12 protein-coding genes are annotated in these 15,445 nt (G+C 70.9%); 4 read left to right on the top strand and 8 right to left on the bottom strand.

The features are described 5' to 3' along the window. The first annotated feature begins 83 nt into the window (after nt 1-83). Both ACFTQE_RS17460 and ACFTQE_RS17465 read left to right on the top strand, forming a co-directional pair. The gene (locus ACFTQE_RS17460; protein WP_376926264.1) at nt 84-425 is read left to right on the top strand and encodes a PadR family transcriptional regulator; all 342 of its coding nucleotides are present in this window, start codon (nt 84-86) and stop codon (nt 423-425) included. Further along, nucleotides 422-1,438 carry a permease prefix domain 1-containing protein gene (locus ACFTQE_RS17465; protein ID WP_376926265.1) on the top strand — a complete coding sequence of 339 codons (1,017 nt, stop codon included), beginning with the start codon at nt 422-424 and terminating at the stop codon, nt 1,436-1,438. Before ACFTQE_RS17460 ends, ACFTQE_RS17465 begins: the two co-directional genes overlap by 4 nt. Nucleotides 1,439-1,536: 98 nt before the next feature. On the opposite strand, the gene ACFTQE_RS17470 is transcribed toward ACFTQE_RS17465, so the two are convergent. From ACFTQE_RS17470 to ACFTQE_RS17500, 7 genes are all read right to left on the bottom strand, one after another. Beyond that, a complete protein-coding gene (locus ACFTQE_RS17470; RefSeq protein ID WP_376926266.1) occupies nt 1,537-2,328 on the bottom strand; it encodes an SDR family NAD(P)-dependent oxidoreductase in 792 nt (263 codons plus the stop codon). A gap of 52 nt (nt 2,329-2,380) precedes the next feature. Continuing rightward, nucleotides 2,381-3,556 (bottom strand): thiolase family protein, encoded by a 1,176-nt coding sequence (locus ACFTQE_RS17475; protein ID WP_376926267.1) that lies wholly within the window; start codon nt 3,554-3,556, stop codon nt 2,381-2,383. A gap of 91 nt (nt 3,557-3,647) precedes the next feature. Continuing rightward, nucleotides 3,648-5,813 carry an alpha-N-acetylglucosaminidase TIM-barrel domain-containing protein gene (locus ACFTQE_RS17480; RefSeq protein ID WP_376926268.1) on the bottom strand — a complete coding sequence of 722 codons (2,166 nt, stop codon included), beginning with the start codon at nt 5,811-5,813 and terminating at the stop codon, nt 3,648-3,650. A 22-nt stretch (nt 5,814-5,835) separates the two neighbouring features. Next, complete coding sequence (locus ACFTQE_RS17485; RefSeq protein ID WP_376926269.1) at nt 5,836-7,212, bottom strand: Gfo/Idh/MocA family protein; 1,377 nt, start codon at nt 7,210-7,212, stop codon at nt 5,836-5,838. Then, entirely contained in the window at nt 7,209-8,078 is an 870-nt protein-coding gene (locus tag ACFTQE_RS17490) for a carbohydrate ABC transporter permease (RefSeq protein WP_376926270.1), read from the bottom strand. The genes ACFTQE_RS17485 and ACFTQE_RS17490 overlap by 4 nt, the downstream gene beginning before the upstream one ends. Continuing rightward, a complete protein-coding gene (locus ACFTQE_RS17495; protein ID WP_376926271.1) occupies nt 8,075-9,037 on the bottom strand; it encodes a carbohydrate ABC transporter permease in 963 nt (320 codons plus the stop codon). The genes ACFTQE_RS17490 and ACFTQE_RS17495 overlap by 4 nt, the downstream gene beginning before the upstream one ends. Beyond that, on the bottom strand, nt 9,034-10,407 hold the full coding sequence (locus ACFTQE_RS17500) for an ABC transporter substrate-binding protein (protein WP_376926272.1): 1,374 nt from the start codon (nt 10,405-10,407) through the stop codon (nt 9,034-9,036). Before ACFTQE_RS17500 ends, ACFTQE_RS17495 begins: the two co-directional genes overlap by 4 nt. 176 nt (nt 10,408-10,583) lie before the next feature. Between ACFTQE_RS17500 and ACFTQE_RS17505 the strand changes: the two genes are divergently transcribed. Continuing rightward, on the top strand, nt 10,584-11,579 hold the full coding sequence (locus ACFTQE_RS17505; protein ID WP_376926273.1) for an Lrp/AsnC family transcriptional regulator: 996 nt from the start codon (nt 10,584-10,586) through the stop codon (nt 11,577-11,579). On the opposite strand, the gene ACFTQE_RS17510 is transcribed toward ACFTQE_RS17505, so the two are convergent. Then, nucleotides 11,569-14,151 carry a PQQ-binding-like beta-propeller repeat protein gene (locus ACFTQE_RS17510; protein WP_376926274.1) on the bottom strand — a complete coding sequence of 861 codons (2,583 nt, stop codon included), beginning with the start codon at nt 14,149-14,151 and terminating at the stop codon, nt 11,569-11,571. The two genes, ACFTQE_RS17505 and ACFTQE_RS17510, sit on opposite strands and share 11 nt — an antisense overlap. On the opposite strand from ACFTQE_RS17510, the gene ACFTQE_RS17515 reads away from it, so the two are divergent. Continuing rightward, a complete protein-coding gene (locus ACFTQE_RS17515) occupies nt 14,087-15,370 on the top strand; it encodes an alkaline phosphatase family protein (protein ID WP_376926275.1) in 1,284 nt (427 codons plus the stop codon). The genes ACFTQE_RS17510 and ACFTQE_RS17515 overlap by 65 nt on opposite strands. Nucleotides 15,371-15,445 lie beyond the last annotated feature (75 nt).

The following is a 15,445-nucleotide window of genomic DNA, read 5'->3' on the forward strand; positions in this document are numbered from 1 at the left end:
GACAGGGTCCGGCGAGCCGCGGCATCCGCTGCACTATGAAGTTTCTGTTGCATTAGTGTGTGACGCACAGTATCGTGTGACTCATGAACCTCGATGAGACGACCGCCGGGCACCTGCAGGAGCTCCGTCGCGGCACCGTCGTGCTCGCCTGCCTCGTGCGACTACGCACGCCCGACTACGGCTACGCGCTGCTCGAGTCGCTGAACACGCTCGGCATCCTCGTCGACGCGAACACCCTGTACCCGCTGCTTCGGCGACTCGAGAAGCAGGGCCTGCTCACGAGCGAGTGGAACACCGACGAGGCCCGGCCCCGCAAGTTCTACCGCACGAGCACCACCGGCGAACAGCTCGCCGACGCACTCATGACCGATTGGCGACGCATCGACGACGCGCTCGCCGGACTCACGACCGGAGACGAATCATGACCGAGCTCACCGACCGCTACCTCTTCGCGGCCACGCGCACGCTCCCGGCGACGCAACGCGAGGAGCTCTCCCGCGATCTCGCCGAGCGCATCGCGGACACCATCGAGGCCCGCGTCGACTCGGGCGCCTCGACCCCCGAGACGGCCGAGCGCGACGCGCTCGTCGAGCTCGGTCACCCGGCAGCCCTCGCGGCGAGCTACAGCGACCGGCCGCTCGTGCTGATCGGGCCGAAGTACTTCCTCACCTGGAAGCGACTGCTGATCTTCCTCGAGTCGTTCATCCCGGCGATCGCGGCCGGCGCCTCCGCGCTCGGACTCGTGATCTCCGGCGGCGGCTGGGAGGTCATCGGCTCCGCGATCGGCATCGGCATCACCGTGGCCGTGCACCTGGCGTTCTGGGTGACGCTCGTGTTCGCCATGATCGAGCGCTACGACACGGGCACCGGCAAGGGAGTGGATGACACGCTCGGTTGGACTCCGGAGCAGCTCCCGCAACTGCCCGAGCTGCGTCGCCCGCATCGGCGCAGCGACCTCATCGCCAGCCTGGTCTGGCTCGCGATCGCCGCCGGGTTCCTCGTCTGGCAGCAGTTCGGCATCGTGTGGATCGGCGGCGAACGCTCGTCGGTGCCGCTGCTCGACCCCGCCCTGTGGTCGTTCTGGCTGCCGTACCTCTTCCTGCTCATCGCACTCGAAGCGGCGTTCGCCGTGTGGATCTACCGCCGCGACTGGAGCTGGGCGGCTGCGCTCGTCAACGTGGCACTGAACGCCGCTTTCGCGATTCCCGTCATCTGGCTCTTCGTGGAGGGGCGGCTGTTCAGCCCCGAGTTCCTCGCCCTGATCGAGCCGCACCTCGACGCCGATGCCGAGTGGGTGCTGTCGGTGCTGTTCGTCGCCGCTGTCATCGGCGTGAGCGCGTGGGACGCGATCGACGGCCTCATCAAGGCCGCGCGCGGCGGCGGCCGCGGCACGCTCGACTTCCCGGGCAACCGCAGCCCGCGGAGCGGACGGGCCTGACCCCGGCGGCGGTCGGCACGGAACGGCGAGCGGGGCGGATGCCGCGGCATCCGCCCCTCTGCCGTCTCGGCCTTCGGGCGGCGGGTGAAACCGGTGCCCTACTTCGGCTGCATGCGGATCGCGCCGTCGAGGCGGATCGTCTCGCCGTTCAGGAGCGGGTTCTCGACGATGTGCCGCACGAGCGCCGCGTACTCGGCGGGCGTGCCCATGCGCGACGGGTGCGGGATCTGCTCCTCGAGCGCGGCCTGCACCTCGGGCGGCATGCCCGCCATCATCGGCGTCTGCATGATGCCGGGCGCGATCGTGACGACCCGCACGAGCAGCTTCGAGAGGTCGCGGGCGAGCGGCAGGGTCATCGCCGCGACACCGCCCTTCGACGCCGAGTAGGCCGCCTGTCCGACCTGCCCGTCGAACGCCGCGACCGAGGCGGTGTTCACGATGACGCCGCGTTCGGCGGTCTCGGGCACGCCGGGCAGCGACTGCGCCGTGACGGGCTCGTTCGCCGCCATCGCCGCTGCCGCGAGCCGAGCGACGTTGAACGTGCCGATGAGGTTGATGCGGATGGTGCGTTCGAACGCGTCGAGCGCGAGCGGGCCGTCGCGACCGACCGTGCGCCCGGCGGTGGCGATGCCCGCACAGCTCACGGCGACCCGAAGCGGTGCGCGTTCCTGCACGAGGTCGATCGCCGACTGCACGGATGCCTCGTCGGTGACGTCCGCCGGCGCGAATCGAACGCGCTCGCCGAGCTCGCTCGCGGTCTGCTCGCCGGGCGAGCCGGGAAGGTCGACGATGACGACCTCGGCGCCCGCGGCGGCGAGCACGGCGGCCGTGCCGCGCCCGAGCCCCGAGGCACCGCCCGTGACGATCGCGCCTGTTCCGTTCAGTTGCATGTGGTGCGTCCCTTCGGGGTGGTTCCGAGTCTGGTCAGGAGGGGTCGGCGTGTCAGATCCGTTCGATGATCGTGGCGTTGGCCATGCCGCCGCCCTCGCACATCGTCTGCAGCCCGTAGCGTCCGCCGGTGGCCTCGAGCTGGTTCACGAGCGTCGTGAGCAGTCGCGTGCCCGATGAGCCGAGCGCATGCCCGAGGGCGATGGCGCCGCCGCGGGGGTTGAGCTTCGCGGCATCCGCCCCGGTCTCGGCGAGCCACGCGAGCGGCACCGACGCGAAGGCCTCGTTGACCTCGTAGGCGTCGATGTCGTCGTGCGTGAGCCCGGAGCGGGCGAGCACCTTCTCGGTCGCGGGGATCACGCCGGTCAGCATGTAGAGCGGGTCGCTGCCGACGACCGAGAACGAACGGAACCGCGCCCGCGGCGTGAGGCCGAGCTGGTCGGCGCGCTCGGCGCTCATGATGAGGGCGGCGGAGGCGCCGTCGGTCAGCGGAGAGGAGTTGCCGGGCGTGATGCGCCAGTCGAGCTCCGGGAAGCGCCCCGCGAGGTCGTCGGTGCGGAAGGCCGCGTTCAAGCCGCCGAGCGACTCCGCGGAGGTGCCGGGGCGGACGGTCTCGTCGGTCAACGAGTCGATGCCGGGCACGGGCACGACCTCGCTCGCGAAGGAGCCCGCCTCCTGGGCGGCGGCGGCGAGCTCGTGCGAACGCGCCGCGTAGGCGTCGAGCTCGTCGCGCTCGAAGCCCCACTTGGCCGCGATCAGCTCGGCCGAGACGCCCTGGTTCACGAGCCCGTCGGGGTAGCGCGAGCGGATGCGCGAGCCGTAGGGATCGGCGCCCGCCGCGCTCGAGCCGAGCCGCACGCGACTCATCGACTCGACGCCGCACGCGATGACGATGTCGGCCTGCCCGGCGAGCACGGCCTGCGCCGCGAACGTCGCCGCCTGCTGGCTCGAACCGCACTGCCGGTCGATCGTCGTGCCGGGCACGTGCTCGGGGAAGCCGGCCGCGAGCACGGCGTTGCGCGTGATGTTGTAGCTCTGCTCGCCGATCTGGCTGACGCAGCCACCGATGACGTCGTCGATCAGCGCCGGGTCGAGGTCGCTGCGGTTGACGAGGGTGTCGAGCACCCCCGCGAGGAGGTCGACGGGGTGGATGCCGGAGAGGAGTCCCCCGGGTTTGCCGCGCCCCACGGGCGTGCGGACGACGTCGACGATGACGGCTTCTCTGCTCATGACTCCACCCTACGGCCAACCGAGCGCTCGCTTGGGAGCAGAATGAAGGATGCCCGGTGCGCGGGCGTGCGCACGGGGCATCCGTCGCCCGTCAGTACCCGAGCCGGTCGAGCACCTCGGATGCGACCGCGACGGCCGACGACTCCGAGGCGTCGTCGCTGCCGCTCGCGTCGCGCCACGCCTCCTCGATCCGGACGATGCGCGACCGCAGCACCGCGGCATCCGGTTCGGAGCCGGTCTCGGCCGCGTCGGCGAGCCACGACGCCCATGCCTCCCAGCGAGGCAGGTAGAGATCGCGCACGAGGCCGGACCAGTGCCGCCCCGAGTAGTCGTGCAGTCCGCTCGACTGGTGGCCCCAGACCGAGACGAGGCTGCGGGCGTCGCGTTCCATCACCGCGGCCTCCGCGTCCGTGTCGGCCCAGGCGCGCGCGGCGGCGATCCAGGTCGACGCGCGGGACTCGCGCCGGGTGGCGGCCAACCCGTCGAGGGCGAGGAGTGCGGAGCGCAGGTCGTCGGCGCGTTCGCGGACGCCGCCGGCATCCTGGCGGCCGAACGCCGAGAGGATGCCGCGGATGTGCTCGCGCGAACGCTGGGCGAGCACGTGCCCGGTGAGTTCGGCGAGGTCGTGTTCGAGCGCGTCGGGCGACGGCGAGACATCCGCCAGCTCGAGCAGGAGGCGGGCGGCGCGAGCGATGACCGGCAGATCGGCCGACACCGCCGGGTCGTTCTCGGCGTCGATGTTCGCCGACATGCGCGACGGCTCGCTCGGCAGCGCCTCGCCGGCGAGACGCTGGGCGGCGAACGGCGCGTCCGCGCTCCACGGGCGCGCGAACACGGGCGAGGGGATCGAACGCGTGCGTCCGGGTGCGTACAGGGTGGTCGCGAGCAGGCGCCATGCCTGCCGGGCCCGTTCGTCGTCGATGCCGTAGCGCTGCACCGCGAACGCGTCGAGCCAGTCGTCGACCTCGACGCCGCCCCAGACGAGGTCGGCGGCCAGCTCGTAGAACACGGTGTTGTTCTCGATCGCCTCGGGTGCCAGGCCGACGCCCTCGAGCCGGTCGGGCCGGTCGACGGCGAGCTCCGCCATGTCCCGGGCGAGTCCCGTGAGATCGCCGAACAGCGCGAAGCGACCGCCGAAGTTGTGGATGGCCGTCCAGATCCACCGCCGACCGTGCATGCCGCCGCGCCACATCGGCGCGTGCTCTCCCCAGAGGTCGATGAGCAGCAGGCGCTCGTGCGGCACCTCGGAGAGGTACGCGCCGACGCGCTCCGGAGTCCAGAAGTCGCGGTGGTAGTGGAACGGCCAGCCCTGCAGCAGCCACGTCGCATCGGGGTGCACCGCGCTGAGTGCCCGGTGGATGCCTCGACCGGCGGCGGCGAGCGCCGCCTCGTCTCCCGACGGCGGCAGGGATTCGATGTAGGGGTCGACCGCGATCACGGGCCGTGGCCCCGGATCGCCGAGGAGTTCGCGCTGCACCTCGAGGAAGACGCGCACGAACTCCGCGTACTCGGGCGACGAGGGGTCGAACATCGGCGTGCGCCACCCCTGCCACTCGATCTCGGGTGCGCCGTCGCCCGCGAGCGCCCCGGGCACATGGCCACCCGTCACCGGCAGCACGGGCGTCATCCCGAGTTCCCGCGCACGGGTCAGGATGCGGCGTGCGAGTCCGACCCGGCGCTCCGGCCAGCTGTCGGGCAGCGGTCCGCCGAAGTCGTGCATCCCGCCCACCGACATCCACGGGGTGTGCGCGGCGCTGCCCACCCACGAACGCGCCGCAGCCCTGGAGACTCCCGACCTCGTCAAGGTCTCCTCGAGCACGACCTCGTACGCGGTCAGCACGAACGGATGCGTGATGCCGTGCAGCGCCATCCAGTCGAGTTCGCGCTCCCACCGGTCCCAGTCCCAGAACGGAGTGGAATACGCATGGGTGACCATGTTGAGGTGGTACCGGATCGCGAACGGCGTGCGGATCGACGTCGGCGGAGCGTCGGGCCAGCCGGCCGGCACAGGGCCCAGTCGCGGTGATTCCCAGGTGATGCGCCGCCCGTTGCGCTGCAGGTATCGCGAGAGCGCGCTCGCGGCCGCCACGGGATCGGTTCCGCGCAGGGTGAGCACGCCGCCGGCTGCGGAGTACTCGCCGATCGCGGCGTCCGCCGTGCCGCCGGTGATCCGGACGACCTGCAGCCGCGCGGCATCGCCACCGATTCGAGCGACGATGCCGCGCACCGTCTCGGCGAACCCGTCGACGTCGTTCATCCCGACCACGGCCCGGCCGACCTCACGCCGCCGACTCCTGCGTCAGGCCGAGCCCGCTCACCCAGTCGGCGAACTCGATGCGCGATCCGCTCAAGCGGGATTCCTCGGCCGCGAAGGCCATGAGGTGGCTGTCGAGCGCCGTGTCGAACGACAGCTGCCCCGAGCCCACCGTGCCGCGCCCGAGGGCGGCCACGAACTCGGCCATGAGCCCGGCATCGCCGCCGGCGTGACCGGCGTGGTCGCCGAGATCGGCGTTCGGCATCGCGACGGTCACGGTGTGGCGCGAGTGGCCCATCGGCTTCATCGCGGTGACGTCGTGACGCTCGAGCGGCAGCCCCGCGGGCAACGAGGCGCCCGGCGAGAAGAGGTCGATGACGAGCTCCCCGCTCTCCATGTGCCCCGTCAGCTGCCCGGCCGACCCCGTGATGGCGACGACCCGGGTGTTCTCGGCGGTGAACGCCGAGGCGGTCAGCGTCGCCGTGAGGCCGTCGGGGAACTGCATGGTCGTCTGCTGGTGATCGGCCACGTCGTTGTCGCTGCGGAACACGCACCGACCGTAGTCGCCCGAGCGCAGCGCCTGGAGCCGCCCGGCGACCGAGGTGTCGTCTCCGAGCAGGTGGACCGGGTGCCCGTGCACGTCGGCCAGCGCCTCGACGTAGTACCTCGGGGCGAAGAACGGGCACGTCTCGGCGACGGGGCATCCGTCGACGCAGAACGCGGGTGCGCCGACCGGCGCGTTCTCGGGGCGGAACCACGAGAGTCCGCCGATGCTGTAGAGCGTCTCGGGCGAGTTGCCGGCGATCCATCGGATGAGGTCGAGGTCGTGGGACGTCTTGGCCAGCACCATCGCACTCGAGGTGGCGGTGTTGCGCCAGTTGCCGCGCACATAGGAGTGCGCGAAGTGCCAGAAGCCGATGTTCTCGCGAACCTCGATCGTCATGAGACGGCCGATGGTCCCCGCGTCGACGACCTGCTTGATGGAGCGCCAGAAGGGCGTGAACCGGAGGACGTGCCCGATCGCGAGTCGTGCCGACACCCTGCCGGCGTGGATCGCGAGGCGCTCCAGCTCGGCGAGCGTCGGAGCCGCCGGCTTCTCGAGCAGGAACGGCACACCGGCATCCGCGACGGCGATCGCGACGTCGACGTGCATCGCATCGGGGACGGCGATGACGACGCCGTCGGCCGCGAGCGCGCCGAGATCGGCGATGACCTCGCTCCAGTCGCCGTACTCCGCCGCACCGCCCGCGTCGGCGGCGAGTGCGGCACGGCGACCCTCGTCGATGTCGGCGACGGCGACGATCCGCGCCTCATCGGGGTGGTCGATCGCCCACCGGCCGTAGGCGTCGCGACCGCGACCGCCTGCGCCGATGATGACGATCCGCTGAGGTCTGGTACTCATTTCTCCGCTCCAGAGGTCAAGCCGTCGACGAGGTATCGCTGCGCGACGAAGAACAGGATCACGACCGGCACGGTGACGGCGATGGATCCCGCCAGCAGCACCGGAACGGGCACGTTGAAGTCGGCGAGCTGCGAGATGCCGAGCGGCGCCGTCCACAGCGCCCGGTCCTGCACGAGGAAGAGCAGCGCGTAGAAGTACTCGTTCCAGGCGATCATGAAGACGTAGATCGCGGTGGCGACGACGCCGGGGAGGGCGATCGGCAGCACGACGCTCCGCAGCATCTGCGGCAGTGAGGCCCCGTCGATCGTCGCGGCCTCCTCGACGCTCTCGGGCAGGGCGAGGAAGTAGTTGCGCATCATGTAGATCGAGACCGGGACGGTCGTCGCAACGTAGACGAAGAACAGTCCGACGAGCGACCCCGTGAGTCCGGCCTTCGCCAGCAGCACGAACAGCGGCACCGACAGCACGATGCCCGGGAAGAGGTAGATGCCGAGGATGATCGCGTTGACGGTTGCACGTCCGCGGTATCGCAGGCGCGCGGCAGCGTAGGCCCCGAGTATCGACACGATGATCGAGAGGAGCACGGTGAAGACGGCGACGATGAGCGAGTTCAGCACGAACCGCCCGAGGCCGAAGCCGCCCTGCGACTGGTCGAGCATCGCCGTCGAGTAGGCCGAGAAGTCGAGCTCGTCGAAGGCCGGCAGCAGGTCGAGCGGCGCCTGGACGATGGCCGAGTACGGCCGCAGCGACAGCAGGAACCCGTAGATGACCGGCCCGATCGAGATCACGAGCGCGATCACGATGAGGATGGCGCGGCCGATGCGTGCCGCCGGCCTCGGGGCGAGGGGTGAGCGTGAGCGACTCATTCGACGTCCACCTTCCTGCGCGAGAGCGCGACGTACACGGCGAGCAGCGCGATCAGCACCACGGACATGAGCAGGCCGTACGCTGCCGCGCTTCCGATGTCGGCTCGCGTGACGAGCTCGGTGTAGACCTTGAGCGCCATGACCTGCGTGCCGCCCGCGCCTTCGGTGAGCAGGTAGATCTCGCTGAAGCTCTGGAAGGTCCAGATGAAGCGCAGCAGGCAGAGCAGCAGGATGACGCCCTTCAACTGCGGCAGGACGATCCGCGTGATGATCTGGAAGCCGTTCGCGCCGTCGAGCGCCGCGGCCTCCTCGATGCCGGGCGCCACGCCCTGCAGGCGAGCGGTGATGAACAGGAACGAGAGGGGCGCCGACGTCCAGATCTCGAAGAGCACGACGACGAGCAGCGACAGCGGCACCTCGATGCCGAAGACCTCGTAGCGCGAGGTGTTGAGGAACCCGATCGCGGTCTCCCAGCCGAGGAACTCGCGGCCGAAGGAGTTGACGAGCCCGTACTGCGGGTTGAGCATCGTCTGCCAGATCGTCGCCGCGGCGATGAGCGGGAGCACGTACGGCACGAGCAGCAGGGCCCGGACGATCCCGCGGCCGCGGAACGGCCGGCGCAGTGCGAGTGCGAGCACGAGTCCGACGCCCACCGACCCGACCATGGTGAGGGTCGAGTACAGCAGCGTCGTGCCGAGGGCGTTCCAGAACGACGGGTTGCGCAGGGCCCTGGTGAAGTTGTCGAGCGTCCAGTCGATGGGCTGGCTGCCGAGCAACGGGATGTCGACGAGTCGGATCTCGCTGAAGGCGAAGACGACGACGAGGATCATCGGGAGGATCGATGCGAACAGCACGACGACGAGCGTCGGCGCGGTGAGGATGAGTCCGTTCCGGTTCTCCCGCCGGGGGCGGCTGAGCTGCCGCCCCCGGTTGGGCCGATCGGTTGCGGTGCTGGTCACAGGCCTGCCTGGACCTCCTCGACGGCCGCCCGCATCGCGGCGGTCACGTCGGCCGCGGAAGTGCCCGTGTACAGCTGGTCGATCTGCCCGGCGAGCACGCCCTGGCTCGCGACGAGCCCGGCGAGCGTGGCGTCGTCGGTGCCCATGCCCCACTGGTAGACGGCGTTGATGCCGCTCTCGATACCGGAGACGAACTCCTCGCCGTAGATCTCGACGGAGGTCTTCTCGTGCGCCGGGCCGATGCCGAGGTCGCCCCAGGCCGCGATGAACTCGGTCGGGTCGTCGGCGGTGCCGTTCCGCAGCGGGATACGACCCTCGGTGGCGACGGCGAGCGTGTCGACGTACCCCGTGCTCATCACGTACTCGATGTACTGCTGCGCGGCCTCGACGTTCGCCCCGGTCGGGATGCCGTAGCTGAGGATGGCGCCGTACTGCGCGGGGTGCTCCTCATCGACCACCGTGATGAACTGCGTGTTGTCGGCGAGGAACGTCGGGCTGTCGGCGCATTCGGCGCACGTGGCCGGCGTGGCCTCGTCGAGTCCTGCGAGTTCATCGAGGATGTGCGTCGAGAAGAGCAGCATCGCCGCGTCGCCGTTCATGTAGGCGGCCCGGGCGCTCGTCACATCGAAGTCGCCGGCGACCGAGGAATTGCGGAGCTCGAGGAACTGCTCGGCGGCATCGGTGCACGCGTCGGAGTCGATCGCGACCTCGCCGTCGACCACGAGGTCGCAGCCCGCGCTCTGGAAGATGGACTGGATGCCCTCGGTCGCCGATGCCGTGCCGGCCTGGGTGCCGAGCGCGAGGCCCGTGATGCCGAGCTCGGCCTTGATCGTCGTCGCGGCGTCCGCGAGCTCGGCGACGCTCGAGGGCACCTCGACGCCCGCCTTCTCGAGCAGGTCGGCGCGATAGGCGATGACGTGGGTCCAGCCGTCGCTCGGCACCGCCGAGATCTGGCCGTCGAGGGTGATCGCCTCGATCGCGTGCTCGTTGAACGTCTCCTGGCCGAGGGTGTCGACGACCGCCGCTGCCGCTGCGGTGTCGAGGAGGCCCTGCGAGTTCCACGCGCCCGTCTGCGTCGAGGCGTGCAGGATCACGTCGGGCACGTCGCCCGACGCCGCCCCGGTGACGAGGGCCTGGTCCTGGTCGGCGCCCGCCATCGGGACCACCTCGACCTCGATGCCGGTCTCCTCGGTGAAGGCGGCCGCGATCTCCTCCTGTGCCGCGAGCCGCTCCGGCGTGGTCTGCGGCGTCCAGAACGTCACTGTCTGGTCGGCGACCGGCTCGGATTCGCTCGAACACCCGGCGAACAGGGCGAGTGCGGCCACGGCCGCGATGGATGCCGCGATGCGCGGCTTGAACGTGGGGGTCATGTGCGTCACTCCTCGTGTCGTGGCGCGAAGCGCCGTTGCTGTCGTGCGAGGGCGGGCCTGCCGCCTCCGCGCGGGTACGCCGATCCTGTCTGGTATTGAGGGTGATCGACGACATTTGCGAGTAGGTTGCAAGAAAGCAACCTCAATGACCATACTCATGAATCGAAGGGGCATCCGTGGATGATCTCGACCGCCGCATCATCGGCGCCTTGATGGCCAATCCGCGTGCGAGCAATGCGCAGATCAGCGAAGTCGTGTTCACCTCGGAGGCGACCGTCTCGCGTCGGGTGTCGCGACTCCTCGGCGACGGCACGGTGCGAGTGATCGGCGTGCTCGACGGCGAGGCGACCCGGCGCACGCGCTCGCTGTTCGTCCGGCTCCGCTGCCGACCGGGCGAGGCGCATCGTTCGGCCGAACGACTCGCGGCATGGCCAGAGTGCGGATCGGTGAAGCTGCTGACCGGCAGCGTCGACTGCATCGCCGAGATCAGCTACACGACCAACGAGCACCTGCTGGCGATCACGCTCGAACAGCTGCCGGCCCTCGACGGCGTGCTCGCCGTGTGGAGCAACCAGGTGATCCGGCGCTTCGCGACGCCGCACAGCTGGCTTCCCGAGCTGCTCGCCGACGAACTGGTCGAGCAGTTGCGCAGCCAGCGACTCGACCCTTGGCACGACCCGTTGCCGAGCCGGCCCGCGGCGACCGACGCACTCGATGATCGGATCGCCGAATCGCTCGCGCGCGACGGCCGGCTCGGCTGGCAGCGCCTCGCCGAGCTCTGCGGCGCGAATCCCGTCACCGTCCGGCGCCGCACCGAGGCGATGATGACGTCGGGCGCGCTGCGCATGCGAACGGTCGTCGAGCCCGAGCGGATCGGCCTGCCCGTGAACGCCTTCGTGTCGCTGAACGTGAATCCGACCCAGCTCGGGCGCGCCGGCGAACTGCTCGCCGCGCACCCGTCGGTGCTGATGATCGCGGCGACGACGGGCGACCGGAACCTGTGCGGCGAGATCGCCCTCGCTTCCGATGCTGAGCTCTACGAGTTCATCTCGGAGACGATCGGCGGCCTTCCCGGACTCCAGCACGCGGATGTCGCGGTCGCACTGCAGTCCCTCAAGCGTGCCGGTCTCACCCGGCCGCGTGTCCCGGCCGAGCTCGCGATCACACCGTGAGCCCCCGGAGCACGCCGTCCTGCGCGCCGACGATCAGCTGCCGCCCGACGAGGACCGGGGTGGAGAAGGTGTTGGCCGTGAAGAGCTGACGATCCACCGTCACCGCCCCGCTCGACGGATCGATCGAGACCAGGCGTCCGCCCGTGCCGATCAGCCAGACCGCTCCGCTCCGCTCGTCGCGCACCGGTCCGGCGTTGAGGGCGCGAGGCACCGCCTGCGTGCTCCACCGCCTCGCACCGGTGGCGGGGTCGATGGCGTCGACGACGCCCCACTCCGTGGTGAGCAGCACGCTTCCGTCGTCGAGCGCGAGGCCGGGTGCGAAGATGTAGCTCCCGTCGATCCGCCAGAGCTCTGCTCCGGTCGCGGGATCCACGGCGATGGCATTGGCGACGGTGCTGAAGAGCACGGCCCCCGTCGGGAGGATCTCGACCCAGTCGTCCCAGGGCCCGTAGATCAGCTGCCGGTACGTGTCGGGCCTCGTGTTCGTGAGCACCGACCAGAGCTGCGCCCCCGTGGCCAGGTCGTAGGCGTACCCGCGCCCGTCGCCGGCGCCGATGAAGACGCGTCGACCGTCGGAGGCCGCCCGCCCCGCTGAGAGTCGCGGCACCTCGGCGTCCCACAGCACGGCTCCCGAGCGGTCGAGGCAGAAGACCCGATCGCCCGCCGTCACGACGATCCGGTCGGCTCCCCCGACGTCGAAGACCGCCGGCGTCGACATCACCGGACGCCCGAGATCCGCCGTCCAGCGGGTCCGGCCGTTCGCGGCATCGAGCGCGGTGAGCAGGTGGTCGCTCCCGGGCACGACGACGAGCGTGCCGTCGGTCGAGAATGCCGCCCCGCGGTGCGCGGCGCCGATGCTGCGCTCCCACAGCTGATGGCGTGCCGCGCCCGTGATCCGCAGCGCCGTCACCCGGCCCGAGGTCGAGGCGGCGACGACCGTCGTTCCGAATGCGGCGAGTGCGCCCTGGACCTGCCCGCCGAGCTGCTGCTCCCACTTCGGCTTCGCCTGCGATCGGCCATGGCGCTCGACCGTGACGGTCTCGTGCCAGAACGCCCCGGCCTCGTCGACCGCGCGGAACCGGACCCGATGCACGCCGAGCGGCAGTCCTGCCGCGTCGAGGGACCCGCTCCACGAACCCCCGGTGCGGTTCAGGGGAACCCAGACGCCGTCCGCCGCGGTGCCGAACAGCTCCTGCTGGTGCACTTGGGCGGACATGCCGACCGCGGCCGAACCAGCGGTGGCGCTCAGCTCGATGCGCTCCGCGTCGAGGCGCGCTCCGCCCCGCACCGGGCCGGCTCCGCCGCCCGGACCGGCATCGAGCGGCACTTCGGCGACCAGGTCGATCGCCGTCGGATCCGCGTCGGTCGCCCCGAGCGTCACCTGCTCGACCACGAGCACCCGCCCCGCGTCGTCATCGCGTTCGGTGACACGGAGGTAGAAGGGCCCGCTCCGAGTGGCGACCGCGGCGACCTGCGTGAGCCCGTTGAACCGGTCGACCTCGTTGCGGTGGATGTGTCCGGCGAAGATGCCTCGGACCGGGAACGGCTCGATGGTGCGGAGCAGCGCGTCGGTGTCGTTGACGTAGTGATTGCGACCGCCGAGGGGGAAGTGCAGGAACATCACGCTCGGCGTGTCGCCCGCGGCATCCAGGTCGTCGCGGATCGTCTCGAGGTCGTCGCCGAACAGTCCAGGTTCCTGCAGCGCCTGCGTCGGGTCCAGCGCGACGAAGTGCACGCCGCCGGCGTCGAAGCTGTAGCTCGTCGGCCCGAACCAGTGCTCGAACCGCTCCCGCGCGGTGACGTCCCACCTGATCTCGTGATTGCCGGGCACGTGGCGGATCCGGTCCCACAGCCCCGCGGGGATGGTCGAGCGGTACGCCTCGAATCCGGAATCGTCGCCGTAGTCGGTGATGTCGCCGCAGTGCAGCACGAACTCCGGGTCTTCCGCCCCGACGGCGGCGAACACCCTCGACAGGTTCTCGAGACGAGCGGTCTCCTCGTCGTTGCCGTGGGTGTCGGTGAGCACGACGAAGCGCAGCGGCCGTCCGGTCCCGGCCGCGTGGGCCGCACCCACCGCAGCTCCCGGCCACGGCCCCCACTCGCTCCCGGCCACGCCCAATCCGACTCCGACCGCCGAGAGGCCGAGGAATCCCCGCCGGCTCACCCTCGGTCGTCCGCCCGTCTCCATCGCCCGGTCCACCATGCTCACACTCCGCTTCGTCGTCGGCCTGCTCCTGCAAGCACCCAACCGACCGCCGCACGTCGTGGGCCAGCGCAGGGCGACGGTTTGCGAGGGATCGGCATGCTTCCGGACTCGCATGCAAGAGACCGGCATCCCAGCGAGCGGATGTCGCCGAGGTGACGGATTCCCGTCAACCTCCGCGGCGCGGCTCCCGGTTCCTTGCATGCACCGCACCGACGGTTGACCGTCTCCCGACCGGCGCGACAGCGTCGAGGCATCCGGATCGTCCGGTGTCCAGTCCCAAGAACCCTCAGGAGTCAGACCGATGCGCACTCGATCCCGTCCCCTCATCGCACTCGTCGCGGCAGGGCTCACCGCGGCCGGCATCATCGCCGCGACCGCACCGGCCGCGAGCGCGGCGCCGCCGCCCGCCGCCGATCACGTCGTGTTCATCGCCCTCGACGGGTTCGACGCGCGCTACCTCGACGACGCCCCGATGCCGAACCTCCGCCACCTCGTCACGCGCGGCAGCCTCACGACCTCGACCGGGGTGATGACCTCGATCACGAATCCGTCGTGGTCGTCGATCGCGACCGGTGCGTGGCCCGAGACGCACCTGAACACGGCCTACTGGTTCGACGCGGAGACGGGCACGGCCCGCAGCCAGCAGCGCGACCTCGCCGTGCCGACCATCGCCGAGGCGATCCGCGACCAGGGCGGCACGGTGATGTCGTCGCAGTGGTTCATCCTGCAGAACCACGGCGTCGTCTACGGCGACCCCGACGCGCTCTACACGCAGCCCGGCGGCACGTGCGACCGTCGCGCCGACGACGCCATCGCCGTGCTCCACGGCGAGCCCGTCGACAGCGGCGGCAGCCTGACCACCGCGAACGGCATCCCCGACCTGATCGCCGTGTACTGCGACACCCTCGACGTGCTCGGCCACGCCGACGGCTCGGCGGCGGCGGGAATGCCGGCGGCGCTCGCCGAGGTCGACGAGCAGATCGGGCGCATCGTCCAGGCCACGAAGGATGCCGGCATCTACGGACGCACGGCGTTCGTCATCACGGGCGACCACGGCATGAGCACCTTCACGCAGGGCATGCAAGCGCCCTTGCTCGCCGCCATCGAGGCGCTCGGGTACGACGCCGAGGTCCTCGCGGCAGGGCGCGCGCCGCAGCCGGGGACCGATGTCGTGATCGTCATCGGCGGGGTCGGATCCCTGCACCTCGTCGGGGATGCCGCCGACGACCCCACGGCTGCCGTCCGCATCGAGGCGGCGCTCGCGGCACTCCCGCATGTGTCAGCCGTGTACGACGAGGCCGATCAGCGGGCCATGCACATGTCGCCGAAGTACGGCGAACTCGTGATCGAGCCCGAAGAGGGCTGGTCGCTCGGCACCACTCCGGCCGACGCCGCGGGCGTGCACGGCACGAGCCGCAACCTCGAGGTGCCACTCGTGCTCTCGGGCGCCGGCGTTCGCCCGAACGGCGACCCGGTGAACCCGCGGCACATCGACGTCGCCCCGACGATCGCGGCGCTCCTCGGCTACGACGCACCAGCGGGTGCCGACGGGCGGGTGCTCGACGAGGCGGTGCGCGCCCGCTGAGGTTCGCGATGAGGCGGGTGCTCGACGAGGCAGTGCGCGCCCGCTGAGGTTCGCGATGAGGCGGGTTCCGCACTG

Source organism: Agromyces sp. NPDC056965, from assembly GCF_042673425.1.
In the GTDB taxonomy this organism is placed as follows: Bacteria; Actinomycetota; Actinomycetes; order Actinomycetales; family Microbacteriaceae; genus Agromyces.